The organism is Curtobacterium subtropicum (assembly GCF_030362975.1).
GTDB classification, from domain to species: Bacteria; Actinomycetota; Actinomycetes; order Actinomycetales; family Microbacteriaceae; genus Curtobacterium; species Curtobacterium subtropicum.
Map to the genome: position 1 here is coordinate 373755 of NZ_JAUCMM010000001.1, position 22843 is coordinate 396597.

Genomic DNA, 22843 nt, shown 5'->3' on the forward strand with positions numbered 1-22843 from the left:
GTACGTCGCACCGGTTCACTGCACCAGCGTCGCGACGCGCTCCTCGACCAGCCCCAGGACGTCGGACTGGAGGCGCTGGGACCGCCGCCAGTCGCCGCGCACCTCGAGCGCGTGGTCGGCTCCGTCGACGGTGTGCAGCCCGGCGCGGGTCGTCCCGACCGCGGACGGCAGCCACATGTCGTCGGCGGACCCGCCGACGGCGAGGGATCCCGGGCCCGCCGCGGCGAGCGCCTCGACCACCGCAGGATGCGTCAGGACGGGCGTGAGCCACACACCGTCGATGCCCAGCCGGACCGCCCAGGGCAGGGCGAAGCACCCGAACGACTTCGCGACGACGAGGTCGGGGCGGCGGCCGTCGAGTGCCTGCTCGATCTGCTGCTCGACGAAGGCCACGGGCTCCGCCTTCGCCGCGGAGTCGACCGTCCAGGCGGGCGCGACGACCCGGGCGCCGTGCTGCTCGGCGATCGCGCGCGTCCACCAGAGCAGGGGTGCCTGGTGGCCGTAGCCGGCACCAGGCAGGACGAGGACGAGCGGCTGGGAGGTCGGAGCTGGCACGCCTCGGACGCTACCGCGCCGGGCCGCAACGCCGGGGCCGCGCACGGGTGATGTCGGAACCCCGTGCGAGCATCGAGGGCGTGCCGTTGAACTTCACCGCGATCGACTTCGAGACCGCGAACAGCTCCCCCGCGAGCGCCTGCTCCGTCGGACTCGTCAAGGTCCGCGGTGGCCGCGTGGTCGAGCGGGCCTCCTGGTTCATCCAGCCGCCGGTCGGGCACGACGCCTTCCTCGAGTGGAACACGCGCATCCACGGCATCGTCGCGTCGGACGTCGTCGGGGCCAAGGGCTGGGCCGAGCAGTACCGCGACATCGTGGCGTTCGCCGAGGGGGACGTCCTCGTCGCCCACAACGCCCGGTTCGACATGGGCGTGATCGCCGGCGGGTGCTCGGCGACGGGTACCGAGCTCGCCGAGCACCACTCGCTGTGCTCGCTCCAGGTGGCGCGGAAGACGTACACGCTCGACTCGTACCGCCTGCCGATGGCCGCGCGCGCGGCCGGGTACGTGGGCTTCCAGCACCACGACGCCGCCGCCGACGCCGAGGCCTGCGCCGCGATCGTCGTGCATGCAGCGGGCCAGCACGGGTGCGACACGGTCGAGGCGCTCGGTGCGGCGACCCGGGTGCACATCGCGCCGGTGCGCCCGCGGACGGAGCAGCCCCGGGCCGCAGCCCAGCCGCGGCTGTCGAACCGCCCGATGATCTTCGCCGACTGACGGGGCGGGGCCGCCCGGGGGCGCGGGGACCCCGGTGGTATTGTCACGACATTGCCGCTCGGGCACCGCTGTCGGTGCCGTCTCCCCCGAAGGACCGCGATGACCAACGAAGGCCAGCTGCCGTCCGACCTGTTCATGGACCTGGACCGGTCGGGGCCGATGCCCCTGTACTTCCAGGTCGCCTCGCGCATCGAGGAGGCGATCCGCTCCGGCGCGATGCCGCCCGGTGCCCGGCTCGAGAACGAGATCGCCCTCGGCGAGCGCCTCGGGCTGTCCCGCCCGACGATCCGTCGCGCGATCCAGGACCTCGTCGACAAGGGCCTGCTGGTCCGCCGTCGCGGCATCGGCACGCAGGTGGTGCACGGTCCGGTGACGCGCAAGGTCGAGCTGACGAGCCTGTACGACGACCTCGCGCAGGGCGCGCAGGCACCGGCGACGAAGCTGCTGCAGCGCGACGACGTCCCGGCGACCGATGCCGTCGCCGAGGCGCTCGGCCTCGCGCCCGGCACCACCGTCGCGCACATCCGACGGGTCCGCTTCGCCGAAGACGTGCCGATGGCGATCCTCGAGAACTTCCTGCCGCCCGAGTTCGCCGACATCACCGACGCCGACCTGCAGGCGCACGGCCTCTACCAGCTGCTGCGCGGACGCGGCGTGACGATGCGGGTCGCGAAGCAGCGGATCGGTGCGCGGGCGGTCACGGACGACGAGGCCGCGCTGCTCGAGATCGAGGACGGCGACCCGGTGCTGACGATGAGCCGCACGGCGTACGACGCCTCGGGCCGGGCCGTCGAGTACGGCGTGCACTGCTACCGCCCGGACCGCTACTCGTTCGAGGTCACCCTCGTCGACAAGTAGACCGGCGGAGCCGCCTCAGCTCGCGGACGGCACCCCGAGCTCGCCGGTGACGTACTGGGCTCGGCCGAAACCGAACGACCAGTCCTGCGGACCGTTCTCGACATAGCCGATGAAGACGTCCTCGCTCGCGACACCGACCTCGGCGAGCCGATCGTGGACCGCACGGTATAGGCTCTGCTTCGCGTCGTCGCTGCGCCCGCCCTGGGTGAAGACCTGGATCATCACGACGCCGTCGGTGCGCTCGAAGCCGAGGCCGGCGTCCTCGGCGATGATCTGCTGCGCCGGGTGCTCGGTGATCACCTGGAACCGGTCGCGCTCCGGGATGCCGTACTCGTCGACGATGGCGGTGTGGATCGCGTCGGCGACGGCGCGCACCTGCTCCGGGGTGCGGCCGGTGACGAGATCGATGCGGACGAGCGGCATGGTGCCTCCTGGTTCAGAACTTTGTCATTACATACTATTGAGCGCCGCTCCGTAAGTCGCCCCGTGACGGACGGGAGGCGCGGTGCCAGCCTGCACCGCGCCTCCAGGCCGCTTCACGGTGCGTCTACAGCACCGGTGCCGCCGCGTCCGTCGTCAGCCGTCCGTCCACCCGCGCCACGTCGTGCCACGCGCCGTCGACGAGCGACGCCTCCGCCGCCTCCACGATGGACGCGGCCGCGAGCCCGTCGGCGACCGACGGTGCGAGCTGCTCACCGCGCAGCACGCTCGCCACGAACTGGGCCGCCTCGATCGTCTTGAGGTCGTCGTACCCCATCGCGGTCCCCGCGCCGGGCTGGAAGCGCGCGAAGTGGCCGTCTCCCGGCGCGACGAGGTGCGTGACGTACCCGTCGACCTCTTGCCCGTCGAGCGCGACCTCCAGCTCGTTCAGCCGCTGGAAGTCCCACCGGACCGAGCCCCGCGTGCCGTAGACCTCGAGGGTGTACTCGGCGTGGGGGCCGCGCATCACGCGGCTCGAGTCCATCGTGCCGACCGCGCCGCCCTCGAAGCGGAACAGCAGGGCGGCGTAGTCCTCGTTCTCGACCGCGCCGTGTTCGCCCGTCGCCGCTGCCGACCGGTCGACGATCCCCGCCCCGGGCTTCGGCCGGGTCTCGATGAAGGTCTCGGCGAGCGCCGTCACGCTGGCGATCCGGCCGACCAGGTACTGGGCGAGGTCGAGGCCGTGCGACAGCAGGTCGCCGAGGACGCCCGAACCCGCCCGCTCGCGTTCGAAGCGCCAGGTGAGCGGGGCGGCCGGGTCGGAGGAGTAGTCGGCGAGGAGCGATCCACGCACGTTCGTGATCCGTCCGAGCCGGCCACTGCGGACGAGGTCGCGGGCGCGCTGGATCGCCGGGGCGTGCCGGTAGTTGAAGCCGACGCTCGTGACGATTCCCGCTCGCTCGACGGCCTCGTGGATCGCGCGGGAGTCGCTCGCGTACCGTCCCATCGGCTTCTCGATCCAGAACGGCTTGCCGGCCTCGGCCGCCGCGACCGCCATCTCGCGGTGCAGGAAGTTCGGCGAGCAGATCGAGACGACGTCGACCGCCGGGTCGGCGAGGACCTCGTGGAAGTCGGCGACCGCACGCTCGTACCCGAGGCGTCCGACGGCCTGGTCGCGGGCCTCGGGCACCGGGTCGGCCGCGACGACGAGGCGCGGGCGGACGCCGAGCTCCGGGAAGTGGTCGGGCAGTGCGCGGTAGGCGCGGGAGTGCAGCCGTCCCATCCACCCGACCGAGACGAGTCCGACGCCGATCGTCTCCGGCTCGGTCATGCCGCGGGCACGATGATGTCGCGGACGAGGGCGTCGAGCTTCGCGTCGGCGTCCAGGAACTGGCGAAGGGTCGTGACCGTCGCACCGAAGCGGTCGAACTCGTCGATCGTCATGCCGTCCACGTCGTACCCTCGGGCGAACTCGGGCGTGGCCGCGCGGAGCGCCGCGATGACCTCGGCGGGGACGTCGTCGTCGATCGCGTCGGGACGCCACGGGAACGCGTTGTCGTTGATGTCCGTCGACCACTGGAACGGTGGAGAGACCACGAGGTCGCCGCCCTGGAACTCCGACCACTGCAGCGGGTTCCGGAACGCGGCGACGAGCACCCGCGAACGGAACCCCCGCTCGCGGAAGACCCGGTACGCCTGCTTCACCGCGGCGACGCCCGCCCACTCCAGGTACCCGGGGTCGATCATCACGTGGTCGCGCTTGACGACCGTCTTGAGCCAGTCGTCGAAGCGTCCGGCCATGAGCGTGACGACGTGTCCGAACTCCTGCTCTGGCAGTCCCTCGGCAGCGCGGCGGTCGAGTGCGCGCTCGATCGCCTCGCCGACGGCGACGACCTGCGGGACCGTGAACGACACCGTCGCGTTGATCGACACACCCCGGAAGGCGGCCTCCTCGATCGCCGCGATGCCGACCGTCGTGGCGGGGATCTTCACGATGATGTTCGGCGCGAGCCGCGAGAAGCGGACGGCTTGTTCGACCAGGGCGTCGGCGTCGCGGTGCAGGCGAGGGTCGGTCTGCATCGAGAGTCGGCCGTTGCGTCCGCCGGAGGCCTCGAACGCCGGCAGCAGCTGTGCGGCTGCGGCGACGGAGAGCTCCTCGACCGCCTTCCAGCCGATCCAGGACTCCCCCGCGGTCGGGTGCTCGGCGGCGATCTCGCGGATGCGCGGCACCCACGTCTCCGAGTCCTGCTGGATGCACGTGTAGGCGATCACCGGGTTGCAGGTCGCACCCACGGCACCGTACTCACGGATCGCCGTCGCGAGCTCCCGCGGGTCGGCGGAGTCGTTCCAGAGCGCGGTCGGCGTCCGGGTCGCGGCCTGCAGGGTGACCGGGCGGGTGTCGGCACCGGGAGCCGCCGGCGTCTCGAGGGCCTCGGTGGTCGGCGCAGTGGTCATCGGGTGAGTCCCTTCCTGATGGCGTCGAGCTGGAAGCGCGACACCTCGTCGGCGTTCTCGTCCTCGGCGAAGACGCTGGAGACCGCGACGGTGTCCTCGCGTGCCGTGAAGCCCACGCGGTCGAGTGCCGCCCAGAAGGCGTCGAAGTCGACGTCGGCCTGGCCGACCGGCAGGTGCTGGTGCACGCGCGCGGTGTTGCCGGGTGGGTTGGAGATGTAGCGCAGGCCGTGCGACCGCCGGTGGTCGTAGGCGTCGGCGACGTGGACCAGCTGCAGGGAGTCACCGGCGGCGTCGATGATCTCGTCCAGGTTGCCGCCGTAGTGGAACGTGTGGCAGGCGACGTAGACGAAGCCGACCTGCTTCGAGTTGAGGCCGCGGATGACGCGGAGCGCCTCGAGCCCGTCCTCGACGAAGTCGTCGGGGTGCGGGTCGATGAGCACGCGGATGTCCGACGCCTCGATGATCGGCAGGAGCTCCTCCATCGACCGGTAGAAGGCGTCCTCCGACTCCTCCGCCCGTTCGGGACGACCGGAGAACTCGGTGTTGATGGTGTCCACACCGAGCCGCTTCGTGATCTCGATGACGCGCTTCCACTTCGTCACCGCGGCCTCGCGGGCGTCGCGGTCGGGACCGGACCACCGCAGGACCGGCAGCACGCTGGCGATGCCCACGCCGGCGTCGCGGCAGGCCGCGGCGAAGGCGTCGACGAGGTCGTCGTCGGCCTTCGGGTGTCGGTAGAAGGGGATGAAGTCCCGGTGCGGGGTCAGCTGCAGGTGCTCGTACCCGAGGTCGGCGACCTTCCGCGGGAACTCGAGCAGCGACAGGTCGTGGTGGAACGGCGTCGGGTCGAGGGCGATCTTCGGCATGCGTCAGGCCCCGGCGAGCGCGCTCGCGGCGGCGTCCGTCGTCGCTCCGTAGAACGCGGGCTTCGCCGTGGCGTAGGTCACGTGCTCGAGGGCGCCGGACTGCTGCGCCCGCACAGCCACCTCGGCGACGACCGACGCGGTGTAGCCGTCCCAGGCGCTCGGGCCGTCGATCCCACCGGTGCGGGCAGCGTCGACCCAGCGCTGGACCTCTTCGTCGTAGGCGGCACCGAAGCGCTCGACGAACGACGGTGTGACCCCCTGACCCGAGACACCGGCCGACACGACGTTCATCGTCGTCTCGCGCCCGATGTAGGCGACGCCCGACTCGAACACCGCGTCGGTCGTCACCTGGTACCCGAACTGCGCGTTGACGTTGATCTCGACGATCGCCATCGTCCCCGACTCGGTGGTGAACAGGACGAACTGCGGCTCGGGCAGGTCGACCGGCGCGAGCGAGTTCCGGCGGGGCTTCTTCACCTCGACCGCGACGATCGGCTCGCCGGTCAGGAAGGGGATGATGTCGATCTCGTGGATCACCGAGTCGTGGATGAGCATCGACTCGCTGAAGTTCGGCGGCGTCGTCGGGTTGCGGTGCGCGTGGTGCAGGGCGAGGAGCGCCCCGTTCGCGCCGGACTCGCGGAGCGCCCGGAGCTCCTGGTAGCCCTTGTCGAACCGGCGCATGAAGCCGACCTGGATCCGCGGGCGCTCGGACGACGCCTGTTCGAGCTCGACGATGCGCAAGGAGTCCTCGGCGCTCGTCGTGAGGGGCTTCTCGCACAGCACGGCGAGTCCGCGCTCGATCGCCGGCACGAGGACCGGCTCGTGCAGGAAGCCGGGGGTGGCGACGATCACGGCGTCGACGTCGGTGGCGCCGAGGGCGTCCTCGAAGGACGCGGCGGTGATCGCTCCCGGTGCCTTCTCGGCAGCAGCCGTCGCGCGGCCGGTGTCCGGGTCGACGACGGCGACGACGTCCGCACCGGCGATCGTGGACGTGATGCGACGGACGTGGTCGCTGCCCATCGCGCCGGCACCGACGACGGCGACGCGGAGGTTCTCGGTGGTGCTCATGGGGTTCTCCTGGGGTTGCGGGTCAGCGGACGCGAGCGGCGGAGGTCGAGCCGAAGATGTGCTGGAAGGTACGTTCGGCGATCGGGCCGGGGGTGTCGACCGAGCAGCCGTACATGTCCTGCTCGACGATCCCGAAGACGTCCGGGTTGATCCGGGCGACGGCCTCGATGATCGGGGCGAGCTCGGGGGTGCCCTGCGGCGGCTCGGTCATGATCCCCTGCGCCACGGCGGTGGCGAACGGGACGTCGTTCTTCAGCACGTCGAACAGCAGCTCGATGTCGACCTGCTTGAGGTGCAGGTAGCCGATGCGGTCCGGGTGCTCGGCGATCATGCGGAGGTTGTCGCCGCCGTAGTAGGCGAAGTGCCCGGTGTCCAGGCACAGGTTCGTGTACTGCGGGTCGGTCACCTCGAGGAACCGCACGGTCTCGCGGAAGGTCCCGACGTGGCTGTCCGCGTGGGTGTGGAACTGCTGGTGGACGCCGTACTCCTCGAGCAGTGCCCTGCCCAGCTGGTCGTGCCCCTTGCCGAGACGTTCCCACTGCTCGTCGGTCAGGGTGCGGGACTCGAGGACCTCGTTCGTCGCGTCCGACCGCCAGAGGTCCGGGATGGTGACGAGGTGCTCGGCACCGAGCGCCGATGCGAGCCCGGCCACCGCGACCGCCTGGTCCCACGCTCGCTGGAACTGGTCGTCGCCCTTGTGGAAGCCCGTGAACACGGTGCCCGCGGAGAGCTTCAGACCCCGGGACTCGAGCTCGTCGGCGAGCTGCGACGGATCGGTGGGCAGGTACCCGTACGGGCCGAGCTCGATCCACTCGTACCCGGCGGCGGCGGCCTCGTCGAGGAAGCGCTGCCACGGCACCTGGCCCGGGTCGTCCGGGAACCAGACGCCCCAGGAGTCGGGGGCGGTACCGATGCGGATCGAGGCGGGGGCGGCCGCTGCGTCGGCGGCGGAGGTGCCGGCGGCAGCGGCGTCGGCGGTTCGGGTGTCGGTCATGACGTCGTCGTCCTTCGTGGGGGTGGGATTCGTTCAGCCGAGCAGGGGGCGCTGCGACGCGACCTGCTGCTCGTACTCGGCTCGGGCCTGACGGGTGCTCGGCAGGGTCGAGGTCTGGGCAACCGGGACGTCCCACCAGCCGTCGCCCTCGGGGGCGTAGACGAGCGGGTCGGAGTGCACGTGCACCAGCGTGGTGTGGTCGTTCGCCTTCGCCTGCCGTACCGCCGCGGTCAGGTCGGCGATCGCGTCCGGCCCGGGCTGGACCTCGATCACGTCGACGCCGTACGAACGAGCGTTCGCCGCCAGGTCGACGGGCAGCACCTCGTCGTTCTCGAACGATCCGGTGTCGTCCCGGTAGCGGTACTTCGTGCCGTAGCGCTCGGATCCGACGGTCTCGGACAGGTGCCCGATCGACGCGTACCCGTTGTTCTGGATGAGCACGACGACGATCTTGATGCCCTCGGCGACGGCCGTGACGAGCTCGGTGTGCAGCATCAGGTAGGAGCCGTCGCCGACCATCACGATCGCGTCGCGGTCCGGGGCGCCCCGACGGACGCCGATGCCGCCGGCGATCTCGTAGCCCATGCATGAGAAGGCGTACTCGACGTGGTACCCGAGCGGGTCGCGGACGCGCCAGAGCTTGTGCAGGTCGCCCGGCAGCGAACCGGCCGCCTGGATCACGACGTCCCGTGGGTCGGTCGCAGCCTGCACCGCGCCGATGATCTCGGACTGCCCGGGGACCGCGAGGCCGGACGGCGCGAACGCGGCGTCGACGACCCGGTCCCACTCCTGCTTCCGCTGCGCGATCTCGGCTGCGTAGCCGGGGTCGACGGCGTACGACGGACCGGTCGTGAGCGACGCGGTCAAGGCGACCAGTGCCTCCCGGGCGTCCGCGACCAGCGGCAGCTGCGAACCGTGCTTGTGGGCGTCGAAGGCGGCGACGTTGATGTTGACGAAGGTGACGTCGGGGTCCTGGAACGCGGTCCGCGACGCCGTGGTGAAGTCGCTGTACCGGGTGCCGATGCCGATCACCAGGTCGGCCTGCGCAGCGATGGCGTTCGCGGCCGCGGTGCCCGTCGCGCCGACCCCGCCGAGGTACTGCGGGTGGTCCCAGACGAGCGACCCACCGCCGGCCTGCGAGGTGCCGACGGGGATCCCGGTCGCCTCGACGAAGGCGGCGAGCTGCTCCGACGCGTCGGAGTACAGCACGCCGCCGCCGGCGACGATGACCGGCCGCTTCGCCGCACGGATCGCCGACACCGCACGAGCCAGGGGACCGTGCTCCGGCAGCGGTCGACGGACGTGCCACTCGCGCGGCTGGAGGAACGACACCGGGACGTCGAGCGCCTCGGCCTGCACGTCCTCGGGCAGGGCGATCGTCACGGCGCCTGTCTCGGCCGGGTCCGTCAGCACGCGCATCGCGGCGAGCGCGATCGAGAACAGCTGCTCGGGCCGTTCGACGCGGTCGAAGAAGCGGGACAGGGGACGGAACGCGTCGGTCACCTGCAGCGAGGTGTCGTGCGGCATCTCGATCTGCTGGAGCACCGGGTCGGTCGTCCGGGTCGCGAACGTGTCCGACGGCAGCAGCAGCGCGGGCAGCCGGTTCGTCGTGGCGAGCGCCGCAGCGGTGAGCATGTTCGCCGCGCCGGGACCCACCGAGGCCGTCGACGCGAACGTCGCGCGCCGGCGGTGCATGCGGGCGAAGCCGACCGCCTCGTGCACCATCGCCTGTTCGTTGCGGGCCTGGTGGTACGGCAGCAGGCCGGGCTGCTCGACGTGCAGCTGCTTGATCGCCTGACCGAGGCCGGCGACGTTGCCGTGCCCGAAGATGCCGAAGATCCCGGGGATCGTGCGCTCGCGGACGTCGCCGTCGACGGTCCACTGGTTCGCCAGGAACTCGACGAGCGCCTGGCCGACGGTCATCCGACGGGTCTGCTCCGGGCCGGTGTGCTGGCTCATCGGGAGGGCTCCTTCTCGTAGGGCAGGCGTGGGTCGATCGGCTCCGAGGCCCACGCCTGACGGACCCACCCGTGGGCAGGGTCGTCGGTGATGTTCCAGACGCGTTCCGGGTCCGGCCCGGCCATCACGTTCAGGTAGTACATGTCGTAGCCGGGGGCGGCGACGGCGGGACCGTGCCAGCCGTACGGCACGAGGGCGACGTCACCGGTCCGCACCTGGCGGAACTCGTCGATGGGCCGGTCGTCCGAGGCGTACGTGCGGTGCAGCGCGAACGGGTCGGCCTCGGGCGGAGCGGTGGTGCCTCGGGCGACGGCGGTCTCGTAGTAGTAGATCTCCTCGAGGTCCGATTCCTCGCCCGGCCGGTTCGTGTCGTGCTTGTGCGGCGGGTACGACGACCAGTTGCCGGCGGGGGTGATCACCTCGCACACGATGAACTCCGCCGCGTCGAGCGCTGCCGGCGTCCCGAAGTTGTGCACCTGTCGGCTCGCCTGCCCCGCACCGCGGAGCTCCACCGGGACGTCGTCGCGGGCGATGTACGTGCTCGGCTTGACCGTCTCGGTGGGCGCCTCGGCGACGGCGACACGGCCGGAACCGGTGATCGTCGCGGCGGTGCCGGAGCCGAGGTACAGGACGTCGGTCGGTCCCTCGAAGACGCTGGCGCGTCCGTCGAGGGTCTGCGTGGTGTCGTCGTACGACACGGTGAAGCTGCCGGCGAGCGGCACGACGAGTCGTTCGACCGCGTCGGCCGGGAGGCGCAGCTCGCCGCCGTCGGTGAGCGTTCCGGTCCGCAGACCGGTGTGCATCCATCCCTCGACGCGTCCGTCGACCACGTCGGTCCAGCCGTCCTCCGGACGGCTCCCCGCGCGGATGAACCAGTTGTCGTTCGACATGCTCGTGCTCGCGTCCCCGATCAGGAGTTCGACGGGAAGCCGAGGTCGACGCCGCCGTGCGTGGCCGGGTCGAGCCAGCGCGACGTGATCGCCTTCTGCCGGGTGAAGAAGCTGACGCCGTCGGCGCCGTACGCCTTGTGGTCGCCGAACAGCGAGTTCTTCCACCCGCCGAACGAGTAGTACGCCACGGGCACCGGGATCGGGACGTTGATGCCGATCATCCCGACCTGCACGTCACGCTGGAACCGACGGGCCGCACCGCCGTCGTTCGTGAAGATGGCGGTGCCGTTGCCGAACGCGCCGGAGTTGATGAGCTCGAGGCCCTCGTCGTAGGACTGCACACGGACGACCGACAGCACCGGGCCGAAGATCTCCTCGGTGTAGACCCGGCTCGTCGTCGGCACCCGGTCGATGAGGGTCGGGCCGAGCCAGAAGCCGTTCTCGTCGCCGTCGGGCCGGACGGTGCGGCCGTCCACCACGACCTCGGCGCCGTCCTGCTCGGCGACCTCGATGTACGAGGCGACCTTGTCGCGGTGCTGCTCGGTGACGAGCGGACCCATGTCGCAGCCGCGGCGTCCGTCACCGATGCGCAGCGTCGCCGCGCGCTCGCGGATCTTCGCGACGAGCTCGTCGGCCACCGGCTCGACGGCGACGACGACCGAGATCGCCATGCAGCGCTCGCCGGCGGAGCCGAAGCCCGCGTTGATCGCGTTGTCCGCGACGAGGTCGAGGTCCGCGTCCGGCAGTACCAGCATGTGGTTCTTCGCCCCGCCGAGGGCCTGGACGCGCTTGCCGTGCTTCGTCCCGGTCTCGTACACGTACTGGGCGATCGGGGTCGAGCCGACGAACGAGATCGACTCGACGTCCGGGCTCGTGAGGAGTCCGTCGACCGCGGCCTTGTCGCCGTTGAGCACGGTGAAGACGCCGTCGGGCAGGCCCGCCTCCTGGAACTTCCGCGCGAGCCAGATCGCCGCGGACGGGTCCTTCTCGCTCGGCTTCAGGACGACGGTGTTGCCGGCCGCGATCGCGATCGGCAGGAACCACAGCGGGACCATCGCCGGGAAGTTGAACGGCGAGATGATGCCCACGACGCCGAGCGGCTGGCGGATCGAGTACACGTCGATGCCGGTCGAGACCTGGTCGGAGAACTCGCCCTTCATCAGCGACGGGATGTTCGTCGCGAGCTCGACCACCTCCTGCCCGCGGGCGATCTCCCCCAGGGCGTCGTCGATGACCTTGCCGTGCTCGCTCGTGATGATCTCGGCCAGCTCGGCCTTGTCGCGGTTCAGGACCTCGCGGAACGCGAAGAGGATCTGCTGCCGCTTGGCGAGCGAGAGGTTGCTCCATGCCGGGAACGCCGCCTTGGCGCTCGCGATCGCCCGCTGGATCTCGGCCTCGTCGGCGAGGGCGACCTGCTTCGTGGCGACGCCGAGCGCCGGGTCGTAGACCGGCGCCGTCCGACCGGAGGCCGACGCGACGTGCTCGCCGTCGATCCAGTGCCCGACGATGGTCGTGCCGGTGCTGGTCTCGGTGCTGGTGGTCATGCGTTGCTTCCTTCCGGGACGGACGTGTCCAGGGTGGTGGACGGGGCAGGCGAGTCGGGGTGATCGCGAGTGGGTGTGGAGGACTCGTCCCGTGCCTCCCGGCTGTGGACGAGTGCGGACGCGACGTCGACCGCGGTGGCGACGTCACCGTCCTGCGGGTAGAGCAGGGTGCGGCCGACGACGAGCCCGCGGACCCCCGGCAGGGCGAGCGCGTCGGCCCACGTGGCGTAGGTCTCGTCGGGGCTGCCCGACGGGTCGCCGCCGAGCAGGAGCGTCGGCAGGGTGGTCGCGGCCATCACCCGCGCCATGTCGTCGACGACCGGGATCTTCAGCCAGCTGTAGGCGCTCGACTCCCCCAGGCCCGCGGCGATCGCCATCGAGGTGATCACGGCGTCGGCGCTCAGGTCGTTGACGACCCGGCCGTCGCGCCACGAGGACATGAACGGTTCGAGCATGATCGGCAGCTGCAGCGCGGCCGCCTCGGTCACGGCGCGCGCGGTCGCCTCGAGCGTCGGGGCGGTGCCGGCGTCGTCGAGCGCGACCCGGACGAGCAGCTTCGCGAAGTCGAGCCCGGCGTCCTTGATCGCCCGGGCGGAGTACGCGGTGTATCGGTCGTCGAGCTCGAAGGAGGCACCGCGCAGGCCGCCGCGGTTCATCGAGCCGACGACGACCTTGCCGTCGAGCGCCCCGAGGAGCGCCAGGTCCTCGAGGACGTCCGGCGTGCCGAGGACCCCGTCGACGCCCGGCCTGCCGAGGGCCGTGACGAGGCGCTCGAGCAGGTCGTAGCGGTCCGCCATCGCCGAGGCGTCGTCGCGGACGGCGAGCGCACCACGGGCGGGGTGGTCGGCGGCCACGATGAACAGCTTGCCGTCGTCGGCGAGCAGCGGGCGGCGGGTCCGGGTCCGCAGGACCTCGGCCACCCGCTCCGGCGAGCCGGCGCGCAGGTCCCGCAGCCGGGCGAAGTCGGCGGGGCTGATCTCAGGCATCGATGCCCTCCTTCGTGGTCGCCTGCGCCGGGTTCGTGCGCAGGAACTCGTCGATCTCGTCGCTCGTCGGCATCGCGGTCGAGCACTCGAACCGGGTGGCGACGATGGCACCGGCCGCGTTCGCGAACGCGAGGGTGCGGTCGAGGCTCCAGCCCTGCAGCAGGCCGTGCACGAGCGCCCCGCCGAACCCGTCGCCGGAGCCGAGCCCGTTGACGACGTCGATGGTGTGCGGCCGGTACTCGACGGTCTCGTCGCGGGTCTTCGCCAGGACGCCCTTCGGCCCCTGCTTGACGATCGCCACCTCGACACCGCGGTCGAGCAGGGCGTCGGCGGCGCGGACGGGGTCGGTCTCCCCCACCGCGACCTCGCACTCCTCGCGGTTGCCGACGGCGACGGTGGCGTGCTCGAGGGCGACGGCGACCTCGCGCGTCGCCGCTGCGGGGTTCGACCAGAACATCGCCCGGTAGTCCAGGTCGAGCACGGTGTGCGACCTCGTGGCGGCCGTCGAGGCGCTCCGCGCCGCGTACGCCGCATGGTGGGCGCTGCGGCTCGGCTCCTCGCTGAGTCCCGTGACGGTGGTCCAGAACACCCGGGTCCGCTCGATCGCGTGGAGCGGCAGGGACTTCGTCGTGATCATCAGGTCCGGCGCCTTCGGGGCCCGGTAGAAGTAGAGCGGGAAGTCGTCCGGCGGGAAGATCTCGCAGAAGGCCACGGGGGTGTTCAGCCCCTCGACCGTCTCGACGAAGTCGTTCGCGACGCCGAACTCGGGCAGGGTGCGCGCGATGTACCGGCCGAACGGGTCGTTCCCCGTGCGGGTGATCACCGCTGCGTCGGCGCCGTGCCTGGCCGCGGCGATCGCGACGTTGGTCGCGCTGCCCCCGACCGACTTCGAGAAGGTCGTGACGTCCTCGAGCGGGCCGGTCTGCTGCGGGTAGACGTCGACGCTGACGCGTCCCATCGTGATCACGTCGTGGACGTGGGGAGCTTCGTTGGTCATGCGACGCGAGGACCTTCCGTGCGGCTTCATCGGCGGACGAGCACGACTGTACACGGAGTTTGCCCTAATGTCAGTACATGGATCGGCTCGGTCGGACTCCCGGCCGGGAGGCGCGTGTCGGTGGGACCTGCCACAGTCACGACATGCAGATCCTCGCCCTGGTCATCGGCCTCGTCCTCGGCATCGCCGTCGGTGCCGTCGTCGCGTGGTCGCTCGCCCGTTCGCGCGCCGGCGTCGACGCCGCCGCCGCCCGGGCGACCGCCGACGCGCTGCGTGCGCAGCTCGAATCCGTGCGCGCCGACGCCGAGGAACGGCTCGACGCCCAGGACGCGCAGTACCGCCGCCAGGTCGACTCCCTCGAGCGTCGGGCCGCCGAACTCGAGCACCTCGTGCAGCGCATGCACGGCGCCGACGCGGCACGGACCCAGGGCGAGTCGAAGGTGCTGTCGGCGCTCAGCCCCGTCGCGCAGACGCTCGACCAGATGCGGGCGAAGATCGCCGAACTCGAGCAGTCGCGGACCGAGCAGTACGGCGCCCTGTCCGCCCAGCTGCGGTCCGCCGCCGAGTCCGAGGAACGGCTCCGCGCCACTGCCGACACGCTCGCGAGCGCCCTGTCGTCGAACAGCACCCGCGGCGTGTGGGGCGAGACGCAGTTGCGGAACGTGGTCGAGGCCGCCGGGCTCCTCGAACGGGTCGACTTCGACGTGCAGTCCTCGGTGACGACGGCCGCCGGCACTGCCCGACCGGACATGGTCGTGCACCTGCCCGGGGGCAAGACGATCGCGGTCGACGCGAAGGTCCCCTTCAGCGCCTACCTGCAGGCGGCGGAGATCCCGGCGAGCGCGACCGGGGCCGAGGGTACCCGGCGCGACCAGCTCATCGCGCAGCACGTCAAGGCGCTCCGCGCGCACGTCGACGCCCTGGCCGCGCGGGAGTACTGGACGGGCTACGACGCCTCGCCCGAGCTGACGATCGCGTTCATCCCGTCTGAGTCGCTGATCTCGAGCGCGCTCGCCGCCGACCCGGGCCTGCTCGACCACGCCTTCCGGAAGCGGATCGCCCTGGCGTCACCGGTCACGCTGTGGTCGGTGCTCAAGACGGTGGCGTTCTCGTGGCAGCAGGACGTCGTCACCGCCGAGGCCCGGGAGCTCTTCCGGGTGTCGCGCGAGCTCTACGGACGCCTGGCGACGCTCGGCGGACACGTCGACAAGCTCGGTCGGGCGATCCGGGGGTCGGTCGTCGACTACAACCGGTTCGTCGGGTCGCTCGAGCGCCAGGTGCTGCCGAGCGCCCGGCGCCTGTCGCTGCTCGACGAGTCGAAGGTGCTCGCCGACCCGGGGACGATCGACGACGAGCCGCGGCTGCTCACCGCGCCCGAGCTCGTCGGCGCCCTCGACGACGACTGAGCGCCGGGGCGGGCAGCGGGCAGCGGCGCGAGGCCGGGCCGTCGAACCACGGATCCGACATCGAACCGATCGGTAGACCTGGTTCGATGTCGGATCCGTGGTTCCGTCCCGCTGTCAGCACGCCGACGGACGTCAGCGCACCGGCTGGATCAGAACCACTTCTCGGCGCGGTGGTCCGCCTGGATGCGACGGATGGTGTTCGAGCGCGAGCGGAGCACGAGCGAGTCGGTGTGGATGACGCCGCGCGAACGGCGGACACCGTCGACGAGCACGCCGTCGGTGACACCGGTCGCGACGAAGAACGTGTTGTCGCCCGTCACCAGGTCGTCCTGGTCGAGGACCTTGTCGAGGTCGTGGCCGGCGTCGAGTGCCTTCTGGCGCTCCTCGTCGTCCTTCGGCTGGAGCTTGCCGAGGATCACGCCGCCGAGCGCCTTGATCGCGCACGCGGTGATGATGCCCTCCGGGGTGCCGCCGACGCCCACGCACATGTCGATCTTCGAGCCGGGCAGCGCGGCCGAGATGCCACCGGCGACGTCACCGTCGAGCAGCAGGCGCGTGCCGGCACCGGTGGCGCGGATCGCGCGGATCAGCTCGTCATGGCGCGGGCGGTCGAGGACGGCGATCTGCATGTCCTCGATGTCCTTGTGCTTCGCCTTGGCGAGCGCACGGATGTTCTCGCCGATCGGCTTCTCGAGATCGAGGACCCCGCGGCCCTCCGGACCCGCGGCGATCTTGTCCATGTAGAACACCGCCGACGGGTCGTACATCGACCCGCGGTCCGAGACAGCCATCACCGAGATCGCGTTCTGGCGGCCGGCTGCGGTGAGCGAGGTGCCGTCGATCGGGTCGACCGCGATGTCGCAGGCCGGGCCGTGGCCGTTGCCGACGTGCTCGCCGTTGAAGAGCATCGGGGCGTCGTCCTTCTCGCCCTCGCCGATGACGACCACGCCGTCGAAGTTCACCGTGCCGAGGAACTTGCGCATCGCGTCGACGGCGGCGCCGTCCGCGAGGTTCTTCTCGCCCCGACCGACCCACGGCTGGGCACGGATCGCGGCGGCCTCCGTCGCACGCACGAGCTCGAGCGCCAGGTTGCGGTCGGGCTGGAGGAACAGGGAGCCGGTTTCAGTGGTGGGAGTCACGACCAGAGCCTACCGACGGGGAGCCGGTGCTCTGCCCACTTCAGGGTCGTGGGAGTCACGAGCAGAGCCTACCGACCGGCGACCGCCCGGGGCCGCAGCAGCGGCCGCCGTGAACGCATGTGCACGACGGCCGGATCCCGCCTGCGTAACGACCACCGCGCCTCCAGTGCGGCTGACTAGGCTCGGCGGGGAACCACCAGTCGAAGGAGATCGCAGTGCCCATCGCAACGCCGGAACAGTACGCCGAGATGCTCGAACGAGCGAAGGCCGGCAAGTTCGCCTACCCCGCGGTGAACGTGTCCTCCTCCCAGACGATCAACGCGGTCCTCCAGGGCCTGCAGGAGGCCGGCTCGGACGGCATCCTCCAGGTCACGACCGGTGGTGCCGACTACTTCGCCGGGCACACGGTCAAGAACCGCGCCGCCGGTGCCCTCGCGATGGCCCGCTTCGCCCACGAGGTCGCGAAGAACTACGACGTCACCGTCGCGCTGCACACCGACCACTGCCCGAAGGACGCCCTCGACGGCTTCGTCATGCCCCTCATCGCAGCGAGCGAGGAGGAGGTCCGCCAGGGCCGCAACCCGATCTTCCAGTCGCACATGTGGGACGGCTCGGCCGTGCCGCTCGACGAGAACATCGAGATCGCGAGGACGATGATCCAGAAGACGCGCAACATCAACGCGATCCTCGAGGTCGAGATCGGCGTCGTCGGCGGCGAGGAGGACGGCGTCCAGCACGAGGGCACCAACGACGCGCTGTACACGACCCCGAACGACGTCGAGAAGGTCGTCGACGCGCTGGGCCTGGGCGACCAGGGTCGCTGGATCGCGGCACTGACCTTCGGCAACGTGCACGGCGTCTACAAGCCGGGCAACGTCAAGCTGCGTCCGGAGCTCCTCGGCGAGATCCAGCGGTCCGTCGCCGAGAAGCACGGCACCGGCGAGAACCCGCTCGACCTCGTCTTCCACGGCGGCTCCGGCTCGACCGACGACGAGATCCACGAGGCTGTCCGCAACGGCGTCATCAAGATGAACATCGACACGGACACGCAGTACGCGTTCACGCGCTCGATCGCCGACTCGATGTTCCGGAACTACGAGGGCGTTCTGAAGATCGACGGCGAGGTCGGCAACAAGAAGCAGTACGACCCGCGCGCCTGGGGCAAGGTCGCCGAGACCGCCATGGCGGCCCGCGTCGTCGAGGCCGCGAAGGTCCTCGGCTCGGCCGGCCACAGCAAGGGCTGACCGCAGGCTTCCGGTCTGGAGGATCCCCACCGGTCACGGCCGGGCCGCCGCTGGCGCGTCGGCCCGGTACCGGCCGGCGTGGGCCCGGGGGCGCGTCCGCAGGACGCGCCCCCGTTCTCGTCCGGTCGCCACCACCGCCCGTGACACGATGGGCAGGTGACCTCCGACGCCATCGCCTCCTCGTTCGCCCAGTACGTCACCGAGTCCCCCACCGCGTTCCACGCGGCCGCGGTCGCTCGGGACCAGCTCGTCGCAGCGGGGTTCACCGAGCTGTCGGAGCTCGACGCCTGGCCGACCGAGGCGGGCGCCTACGTCGTCGTCCGTGACGGCGCGGTCATCGCCTGGCGTCTGCCGGAGTCGGCGACGCCCATCACCCCCTTCCGGATCCTCGGTGCACACACCGATTCCCCCGGGTTCCGCATCAAGCCGAACCCGACCGTGCGGGTCGGCGGGTGGGAGCAGCTCAACGTCGAGGTCTACGGCGGCGCGCTCCTGTCGACGTGGTTCGACCGCGACCTCCGCATCGCCGGCCGTGTGGTCGACGTCGACGGCTCGGTGCGACTCGTCTCGACCGACGCCGTCGCCCGGATCCCGAACCTCGCGATCCACCTCGACCGCGGGGTGAACGACGGCAAGGAGATCGAGCGGCAGCGGCACACCCTGCCGGTCGTCGGCACGGACGGCACCGCCGGCGGCACCGACGTGCTCGCGTGGCTGCGCGGCCGCCTCGGGGACGACGCCGTGTCGTGGGACCTCTTCCTCGCGGACACCCAGGCGCCGGCTCGGATCGGCATCGACCGGGAGTTCCTGGCGTCCGGTCGGATGGACAACCTGACGAGCGTGCACGCCGGGCTCCGCGGGATCATCGACGCACCGGCCGACGGCGAGCACGTGCCGGTGTTCGCGGCGTTCGACCACGAGGAGATCGGCTCGTCGACCCCGTCCGGCGCCGGCGGACCGTTCCTCGAGGACGTCCTCGGCCGCGTGCAGGAGGGACTCGGGGCCACACGGTCCGAGGCTGCTCGGGCGTTCCGAGCCTCGTGGCTGCTGTCGAGCGACGCCGGGCACCTCGTGCACCCGAACCAGCCCGAGAAGCACGACCCGACCAACCGCCCGCGTCCGGGCGGCGGCCCGCTCCTGAAGATCAGCGCGAACCAGCGCTACATGACCGAGGCCAAGGGCGAGGCCGTCTGGTCCGCCGCGTGCGACGCCGCCGGAGTCTCCTGGCAGCCGTTCGTCAACGTGAACACGATCCCCGGCGGCTCGACGATCGGCCCGATCGCGGCGACGCGACTCGGCATCCCGACGATCGACATCGGCGTCGGCCTGCTGTCGATGCACTCGGTCCGCGAGCTCGTGCACGTCGACGACCTCGCCGCGCTGCACGGCGCCGTCGCGGCCTTCCTCGCCGGGTAGGCGACGACGCGGTCTCGCCGGGTGGGCAACGACGCGGTCCCGCCGGTCATGCGACGGCGCGCTGTGGGGTCTACCCGCCGGACGCCCGGCGGATCGCCTCCTGCACGGTGGGGTCCTGGAACACCACGACGAGCATCGGCACGGCGCCGAGCGCGCTCGCGACGACCCCGCCGACCAACGGCACCCAGAACGTCCAGCGGCGGGCACGCAGGCGTCGGACCGACCACCAGGCGACCAGGGCGAAGACCGCTGCGAGGATCACCACGCGGACGACCGCGGCGGAGGACAGGGCAGCGGGCGAGGACATCTCGCCGAACTGCCCCGCCACGTACTCGCGGGTGACGCTCGCGACGGTACCGGTGGACAGCGCGCCGAAGACGGACCAGAGGCCGACGAACAGCAGTCCGACGGTCAGCACGAAGTCGAGCCGCGAGGCGCCGTAGGGGCTCGTCGGCGCGGACGTGGGAGCGGGCTGCGAACCACGAGGGGATCTCGATCCTCGCGTCCGTCGGACGTCGCGCTCGTCGGGAGCCGGCCCGGTCGGGTCGGCTGCGCGACGCGGGACGGCGTCCTGCCGCTGCCCGGCGTCCCGACGTCGCTCCTCGGCCGCCTGCCGCTCCTGCTCGACCAGCACCGGGTTGACCCAGCCCTCCGGGGCGTACTCGCCGTAGTCGGGTGCCGGCGTGCCGTGGACCCGGCCGTCCCGGCGAGCGGCTGCCGGCGCAGCGGACGCGGGGCGGGCCTCCAGGCCGAGCGCGGTCTCGTCCACGTGACCCGGCTCGCGGGCCGGTGCCGACGACCAGTCGCCGCTCACGAGCGCCGCCCGCCGAGTGCGCGGGTGGGGTTACCCGAGGCGTCGGTCCGGAGTTCCTTGGGGAGCGAGAACATGAGGTCCTCGTGCGCGGTCACCACCTCTTCCACGGTGCCGTAGCCCGCGTCCGCGAGCTGCTCGAGCACCTCGGTGACGAGCTCCTCGGGCACCGAGGCGCCGCTGGTCACGCCCACCGTCCGGACGCCGTCGAGCCAGTCCTGGCGGATCTCCTCGGCGTAGTCGACGCGGTGCGCGGCCGCTGCACCGTACTCGAGGGCGACGTCGACGAGCCGCACGCTGTTCGAGGAGTTCGCCGAGCCGACCACGATGACCAGGTCGGCGTCCGGCGCGACCTTCTTCACCGCGACCTGGCGGTTCTGCGTGGCGTAGCAGATGTCGTCCGACGGTGGGTTCTCGATCGACGGGAACCGCTCGCGGAGCAGCCGGACGGTCTCCATCGTCTCGTCGACGCTCAGCGTGGTCTGCGACAGCCAGACGAGGTTGTCGGGGTCGGGGACCTCGAGCGCGGCGACCTCCTCGGGGCCGTTCACCAGGATGGTGCGCTCCGGGGCGTGGCCCATGGTGCCCTCGACCTCCTCGTGGCCGGCGTGACCGATGAGGATGATCGTGCGGTCCGCCTTCGCGAAGCGGGTGGCCTCGCGGTGGACCTTGGTGACGAGCGGGCAGGTCGCGTCGATGGCGTGCAGGTCGCGCTCGGTGGCACCGGCCACGACGGCGGGCGAGACGCCGTGCGCGCTGAAGACGACGTGGGCTCCGCGAGGGACCTCGGCGACGTCGTCGACGAACACCGCGCCGCGCTGCTCGAGCGTGGAGACGACGTGGACGTTGTGCACGATCTGCTTCCGCACGTAGACCGGCTCGCCGTACTGCTCGAGCGCCTTCTCGACCGCGACCACGGCGCGGTCGACGCCCGCGCAGTACCCGCGGGGGGCGGCGAGCAGGACCTTCTTGGTGCCGGCGACCGGCTCGTCCCGCAGGCGACCGCGCGCGGCGTGCACCCTCGGCGGGGCGAGCGGGACCGTGCGGCCGTTGGTGATCGTCACGCCCCCGATGATAGGTGCCGGGCACGCGCGGGGCCTGGGTGCGACGGGGTCGGGGACGGAGCGCGGCGGGGGGCAGGACACGGGCGCAGCGCGGCGGGCCGGAGCGCGGGCGGACGCGGCGTCCGGGACCGGCGAGCGGCACCACGGGTCGGCGCTGTCGCCGGCATGCGGCACGATGGTGGGCATGGCGATCGAACAGGGCCCGCCGACGGCCGACAACCCGTGGCCCGTCGCCCTGCTCGGCGCGAAGCTCCGGGACTGGATCGACCGCCTCGGCACCGCCTGGGTCGAGGGTGAGATCACCCAGTGGAACGTCGCCGGCGGCAACGTCTACGGCAAGCTCAAGGACGTCGAGGTCGACGCGACCGTGTCGTTCTCGATCTGGTCGAGCGTGCGGTCGCGGGTGCCGGCGGACCTGGGGCAGGGCGCCCGGGTCGTCGCCGCGGTCAAGCCGAACTACTGGGTCAAGGGCGGCTCGCTGACGATGCAGGTCGTCGAGATGAAGCACGTCGGGCTCGGTGACCTGCTCGAACGGCTGGAGCGGCTCCGCCGGACCCTGGCGGAAGAGGGGCTGTTCGACCCCGCCCGCAAGAAGCGCCTGCCGTTCCTGCCGCACCGCATCGGGCTCATCACGGGCAAGGACTCCGACGCCGAGAAGGACGTCAAGCGGAACGCGCAGCTGCGCTGGCCGCAGGTCGAGTTCCGCACGGTGCACACGGCGGTGCAGGGCGAACGCGCCGTCGGCGAGGTCACCGCGGCGATCATCGAGCTCGACGCCGACCCCGAGGTCGACGTCATCATCGTGGCCCGGGGCGGCGGCGACTTCCAGAACCTGCTCGGCTTCAGCGACGAGGGGCTCGTCCGGACCGCGGCCGCCGCCACCACCCCGATCGTCTCGGCGATCGGGCACGAGGCAGACCGCCCGATCCTCGACGAGGTCGCCGACCTGCGTGCCTCGACCCCGACGGACGCCGCGAAGCGCGTGGTGCCCGACGTGGCCGAGGAACTCGCGAACGTGCGGCAGGCCCGGGCGCGGCTCGGCCTCCGGCTCTCGCACACCCTGTCGGTCGAGGCCGACCGGATCGCAGCGCTCCGGTCGCGCCCCGCGCTGGCGTCGACCGCGTGGCTCGTCGACACCCGGGCCGAGGAGGTCGCCCGTGACCTGTCCCGTGCCCGTGAGCTGCTGGACCGACGGCTCGAACGCTCGCACAGCGAGGTCGGGCACCTGACCGGACGGCTCCGTGCGCTCTCACCGCGGGACACCCTGCGTCGCGGGTACGCCATCGTGCAGCGGACGGACGGCGGTGTCGTGCGCGGTACCGACGACCTCGACGGTGCGACCCCGGTGCACGTCACGCTCGGTGCCGGCACCGCGACGGGCACGCTCGAGCCGGAGGGTCCCGGCCCGGACGGCTCCGGCGCGTAGCCCCGTTCTCCACACCCTCGATCGCGGTCG

General features: G+C 71.8%; 21 protein-coding genes. 6 read left to right on the forward strand and 15 right to left on the reverse strand.

Annotated elements, in window-relative coordinates; all coding sequences use genetic code 11:
- Positions 1-15: 15 nt before the first annotated feature.
- Positions 16-555 (reverse strand): hypothetical protein, encoded by a 540-nt coding sequence (locus tag QUG98_RS01710; protein WP_289468908.1) that lies wholly within the window; start codon positions 553-555, stop codon positions 16-18.
- A gap of 80 nt (positions 556-635) precedes the next feature.
- Here QUG98_RS01710 and QUG98_RS01715 point away from each other — a divergent pair, with 80 nt between their 5' ends.
- The gene (locus QUG98_RS01715) at positions 636-1271 is read left to right on the forward strand and encodes an exonuclease domain-containing protein (protein ID WP_289468909.1); all 636 of its coding nucleotides are present in this window, start codon (positions 636-638) and stop codon (positions 1269-1271) included.
- A 99-nt stretch (positions 1272-1370) separates the two neighbouring features.
- On the forward strand, positions 1371-2129 hold the full coding sequence (locus QUG98_RS01720) for a GntR family transcriptional regulator (protein ID WP_289468910.1): 759 nt from the start codon (positions 1371-1373) through the stop codon (positions 2127-2129).
- A 15-nt stretch (positions 2130-2144) separates the two neighbouring features.
- Here the strand turns inward: QUG98_RS01720 and QUG98_RS01725 are convergent, their stop codons facing one another.
- The 11 genes from QUG98_RS01725 to iolC all read right to left on the reverse strand — a co-directional run bounded on the left by QUG98_RS01725 (position 2145) and on the right by iolC (position 14307).
- Complete coding sequence (locus tag QUG98_RS01725) at positions 2145-2552, reverse strand: tautomerase family protein (protein ID WP_289468911.1); 408 nt, start codon at positions 2550-2552, stop codon at positions 2145-2147.
- Between the two features lie 124 nt (positions 2553-2676).
- Positions 2677-3879 carry a Gfo/Idh/MocA family protein gene (locus QUG98_RS01730; protein ID WP_289468912.1) on the reverse strand — a complete coding sequence of 401 codons (1203 nt, stop codon included), beginning with the start codon at positions 3877-3879 and terminating at the stop codon, positions 2677-2679.
- On the reverse strand, positions 3876-5003 hold the full coding sequence (locus QUG98_RS01735) for a transaldolase family protein (protein WP_289468913.1): 1128 nt from the start codon (positions 5001-5003) through the stop codon (positions 3876-3878). The genes QUG98_RS01730 and QUG98_RS01735 overlap by 4 nt, the downstream gene beginning before the upstream one ends.
- A complete protein-coding gene (locus QUG98_RS01740) occupies positions 5000-5869 on the reverse strand; it encodes a sugar phosphate isomerase/epimerase family protein (protein ID WP_289468914.1) in 870 nt (289 codons plus the stop codon). Before QUG98_RS01740 ends, QUG98_RS01735 begins: the two co-directional genes overlap by 4 nt.
- 3 nt (positions 5870-5872) lie before the next feature.
- The gene (locus QUG98_RS01745) at positions 5873-6937 is read right to left on the reverse strand and encodes a Gfo/Idh/MocA family protein (RefSeq protein ID WP_289468915.1); all 1065 of its coding nucleotides are present in this window, start codon (positions 6935-6937) and stop codon (positions 5873-5875) included.
- Positions 6938-6959: 22 nt separating this feature from the next.
- Positions 6960-7931 carry a sugar phosphate isomerase/epimerase family protein gene (locus tag QUG98_RS01750; protein ID WP_289468916.1) on the reverse strand — a complete coding sequence of 324 codons (972 nt, stop codon included), beginning with the start codon at positions 7929-7931 and terminating at the stop codon, positions 6960-6962.
- 33 nt (positions 7932-7964) lie between these two features.
- A complete protein-coding gene (gene iolD, locus QUG98_RS01755; protein ID WP_289468917.1) occupies positions 7965-9890 on the reverse strand; it encodes a 3D-(3,5/4)-trihydroxycyclohexane-1,2-dione acylhydrolase (decyclizing) in 1926 nt (641 codons plus the stop codon).
- Complete coding sequence (iolB, locus tag QUG98_RS01760; protein ID WP_289468918.1) at positions 9887-10780, reverse strand: 5-deoxy-glucuronate isomerase; 894 nt, start codon at positions 10778-10780, stop codon at positions 9887-9889. The genes iolD and iolB overlap by 4 nt, the downstream gene beginning before the upstream one ends.
- A gap of 20 nt (positions 10781-10800) precedes the next feature.
- Entirely contained in the window at positions 10801-12324 is a 1524-nt protein-coding gene (locus QUG98_RS01765; RefSeq protein WP_289468919.1) for a CoA-acylating methylmalonate-semialdehyde dehydrogenase, read from the reverse strand.
- Complete coding sequence (locus tag QUG98_RS01770) at positions 12321-13310, reverse strand: class I fructose-bisphosphate aldolase (RefSeq protein WP_289468920.1); 990 nt, start codon at positions 13308-13310, stop codon at positions 12321-12323. Before QUG98_RS01770 ends, QUG98_RS01765 begins: the two co-directional genes overlap by 4 nt.
- Positions 13303-14307: a 5-dehydro-2-deoxygluconokinase gene (gene iolC, locus QUG98_RS01775; RefSeq protein ID WP_289468921.1), complete on the reverse strand. Its 1005-nt coding sequence runs from the start codon at positions 14305-14307 to the stop codon at positions 13303-13305. The genes QUG98_RS01770 and iolC overlap by 8 nt, the downstream gene beginning before the upstream one ends.
- A 143-nt stretch (positions 14308-14450) precedes the next feature.
- Here iolC and QUG98_RS01780 point away from each other — a divergent pair, with 143 nt between their 5' ends.
- On the forward strand, positions 14451-15713 hold the full coding sequence (locus QUG98_RS01780; protein WP_289468922.1) for a DNA recombination protein RmuC: 1263 nt from the start codon (positions 14451-14453) through the stop codon (positions 15711-15713).
- A gap of 149 nt (positions 15714-15862) precedes the next feature.
- Here the strand turns inward: QUG98_RS01780 and glpX are convergent, their stop codons facing one another.
- Positions 15863-16852, reverse strand: a complete 990-nt coding sequence (gene glpX, locus QUG98_RS01785) for a class II fructose-bisphosphatase (protein ID WP_081984693.1) — start codon at positions 16850-16852, stop codon at positions 15863-15865.
- A gap of 215 nt (positions 16853-17067) precedes the next feature.
- Here glpX and fbaA point away from each other — a divergent pair, with 215 nt between their 5' ends.
- The gene (fbaA, locus tag QUG98_RS01790) at positions 17068-18096 is read left to right on the forward strand and encodes a class II fructose-bisphosphate aldolase (protein ID WP_289468923.1); all 1029 of its coding nucleotides are present in this window, start codon (positions 17068-17070) and stop codon (positions 18094-18096) included.
- 156 nt (positions 18097-18252) lie between these two features.
- On the forward strand, positions 18253-19512 hold the full coding sequence (locus QUG98_RS01795) for a M18 family aminopeptidase (RefSeq protein WP_289468924.1): 1260 nt from the start codon (positions 18253-18255) through the stop codon (positions 19510-19512).
- A gap of 70 nt (positions 19513-19582) precedes the next feature.
- Here QUG98_RS01795 and QUG98_RS01800 read toward each other — a convergent pair whose 3' ends face one another.
- Together QUG98_RS01800 and QUG98_RS01805 are read right to left on the reverse strand one after the other, a co-directional pair.
- The gene (locus QUG98_RS01800) at positions 19583-20281 is read right to left on the reverse strand and encodes a DUF6264 family protein (RefSeq protein ID WP_289468925.1); all 699 of its coding nucleotides are present in this window, start codon (positions 20279-20281) and stop codon (positions 19583-19585) included.
- A 41-nt stretch (positions 20282-20322) separates the two neighbouring features.
- On the reverse strand, positions 20323-21387 hold the full coding sequence (locus tag QUG98_RS01805; protein WP_434533406.1) for a 4-hydroxy-3-methylbut-2-enyl diphosphate reductase: 1065 nt from the start codon (positions 21385-21387) through the stop codon (positions 20323-20325).
- Positions 21388-21571: 184 nt separating this feature from the next.
- Here QUG98_RS01805 and xseA point away from each other — a divergent pair, with 184 nt between their 5' ends.
- The gene (xseA, locus tag QUG98_RS01810) at positions 21572-22813 is read left to right on the forward strand and encodes an exodeoxyribonuclease VII large subunit (protein ID WP_289468926.1); all 1242 of its coding nucleotides are present in this window, start codon (positions 21572-21574) and stop codon (positions 22811-22813) included.
- Positions 22814-22843: the final 30 nt, after the last annotated feature.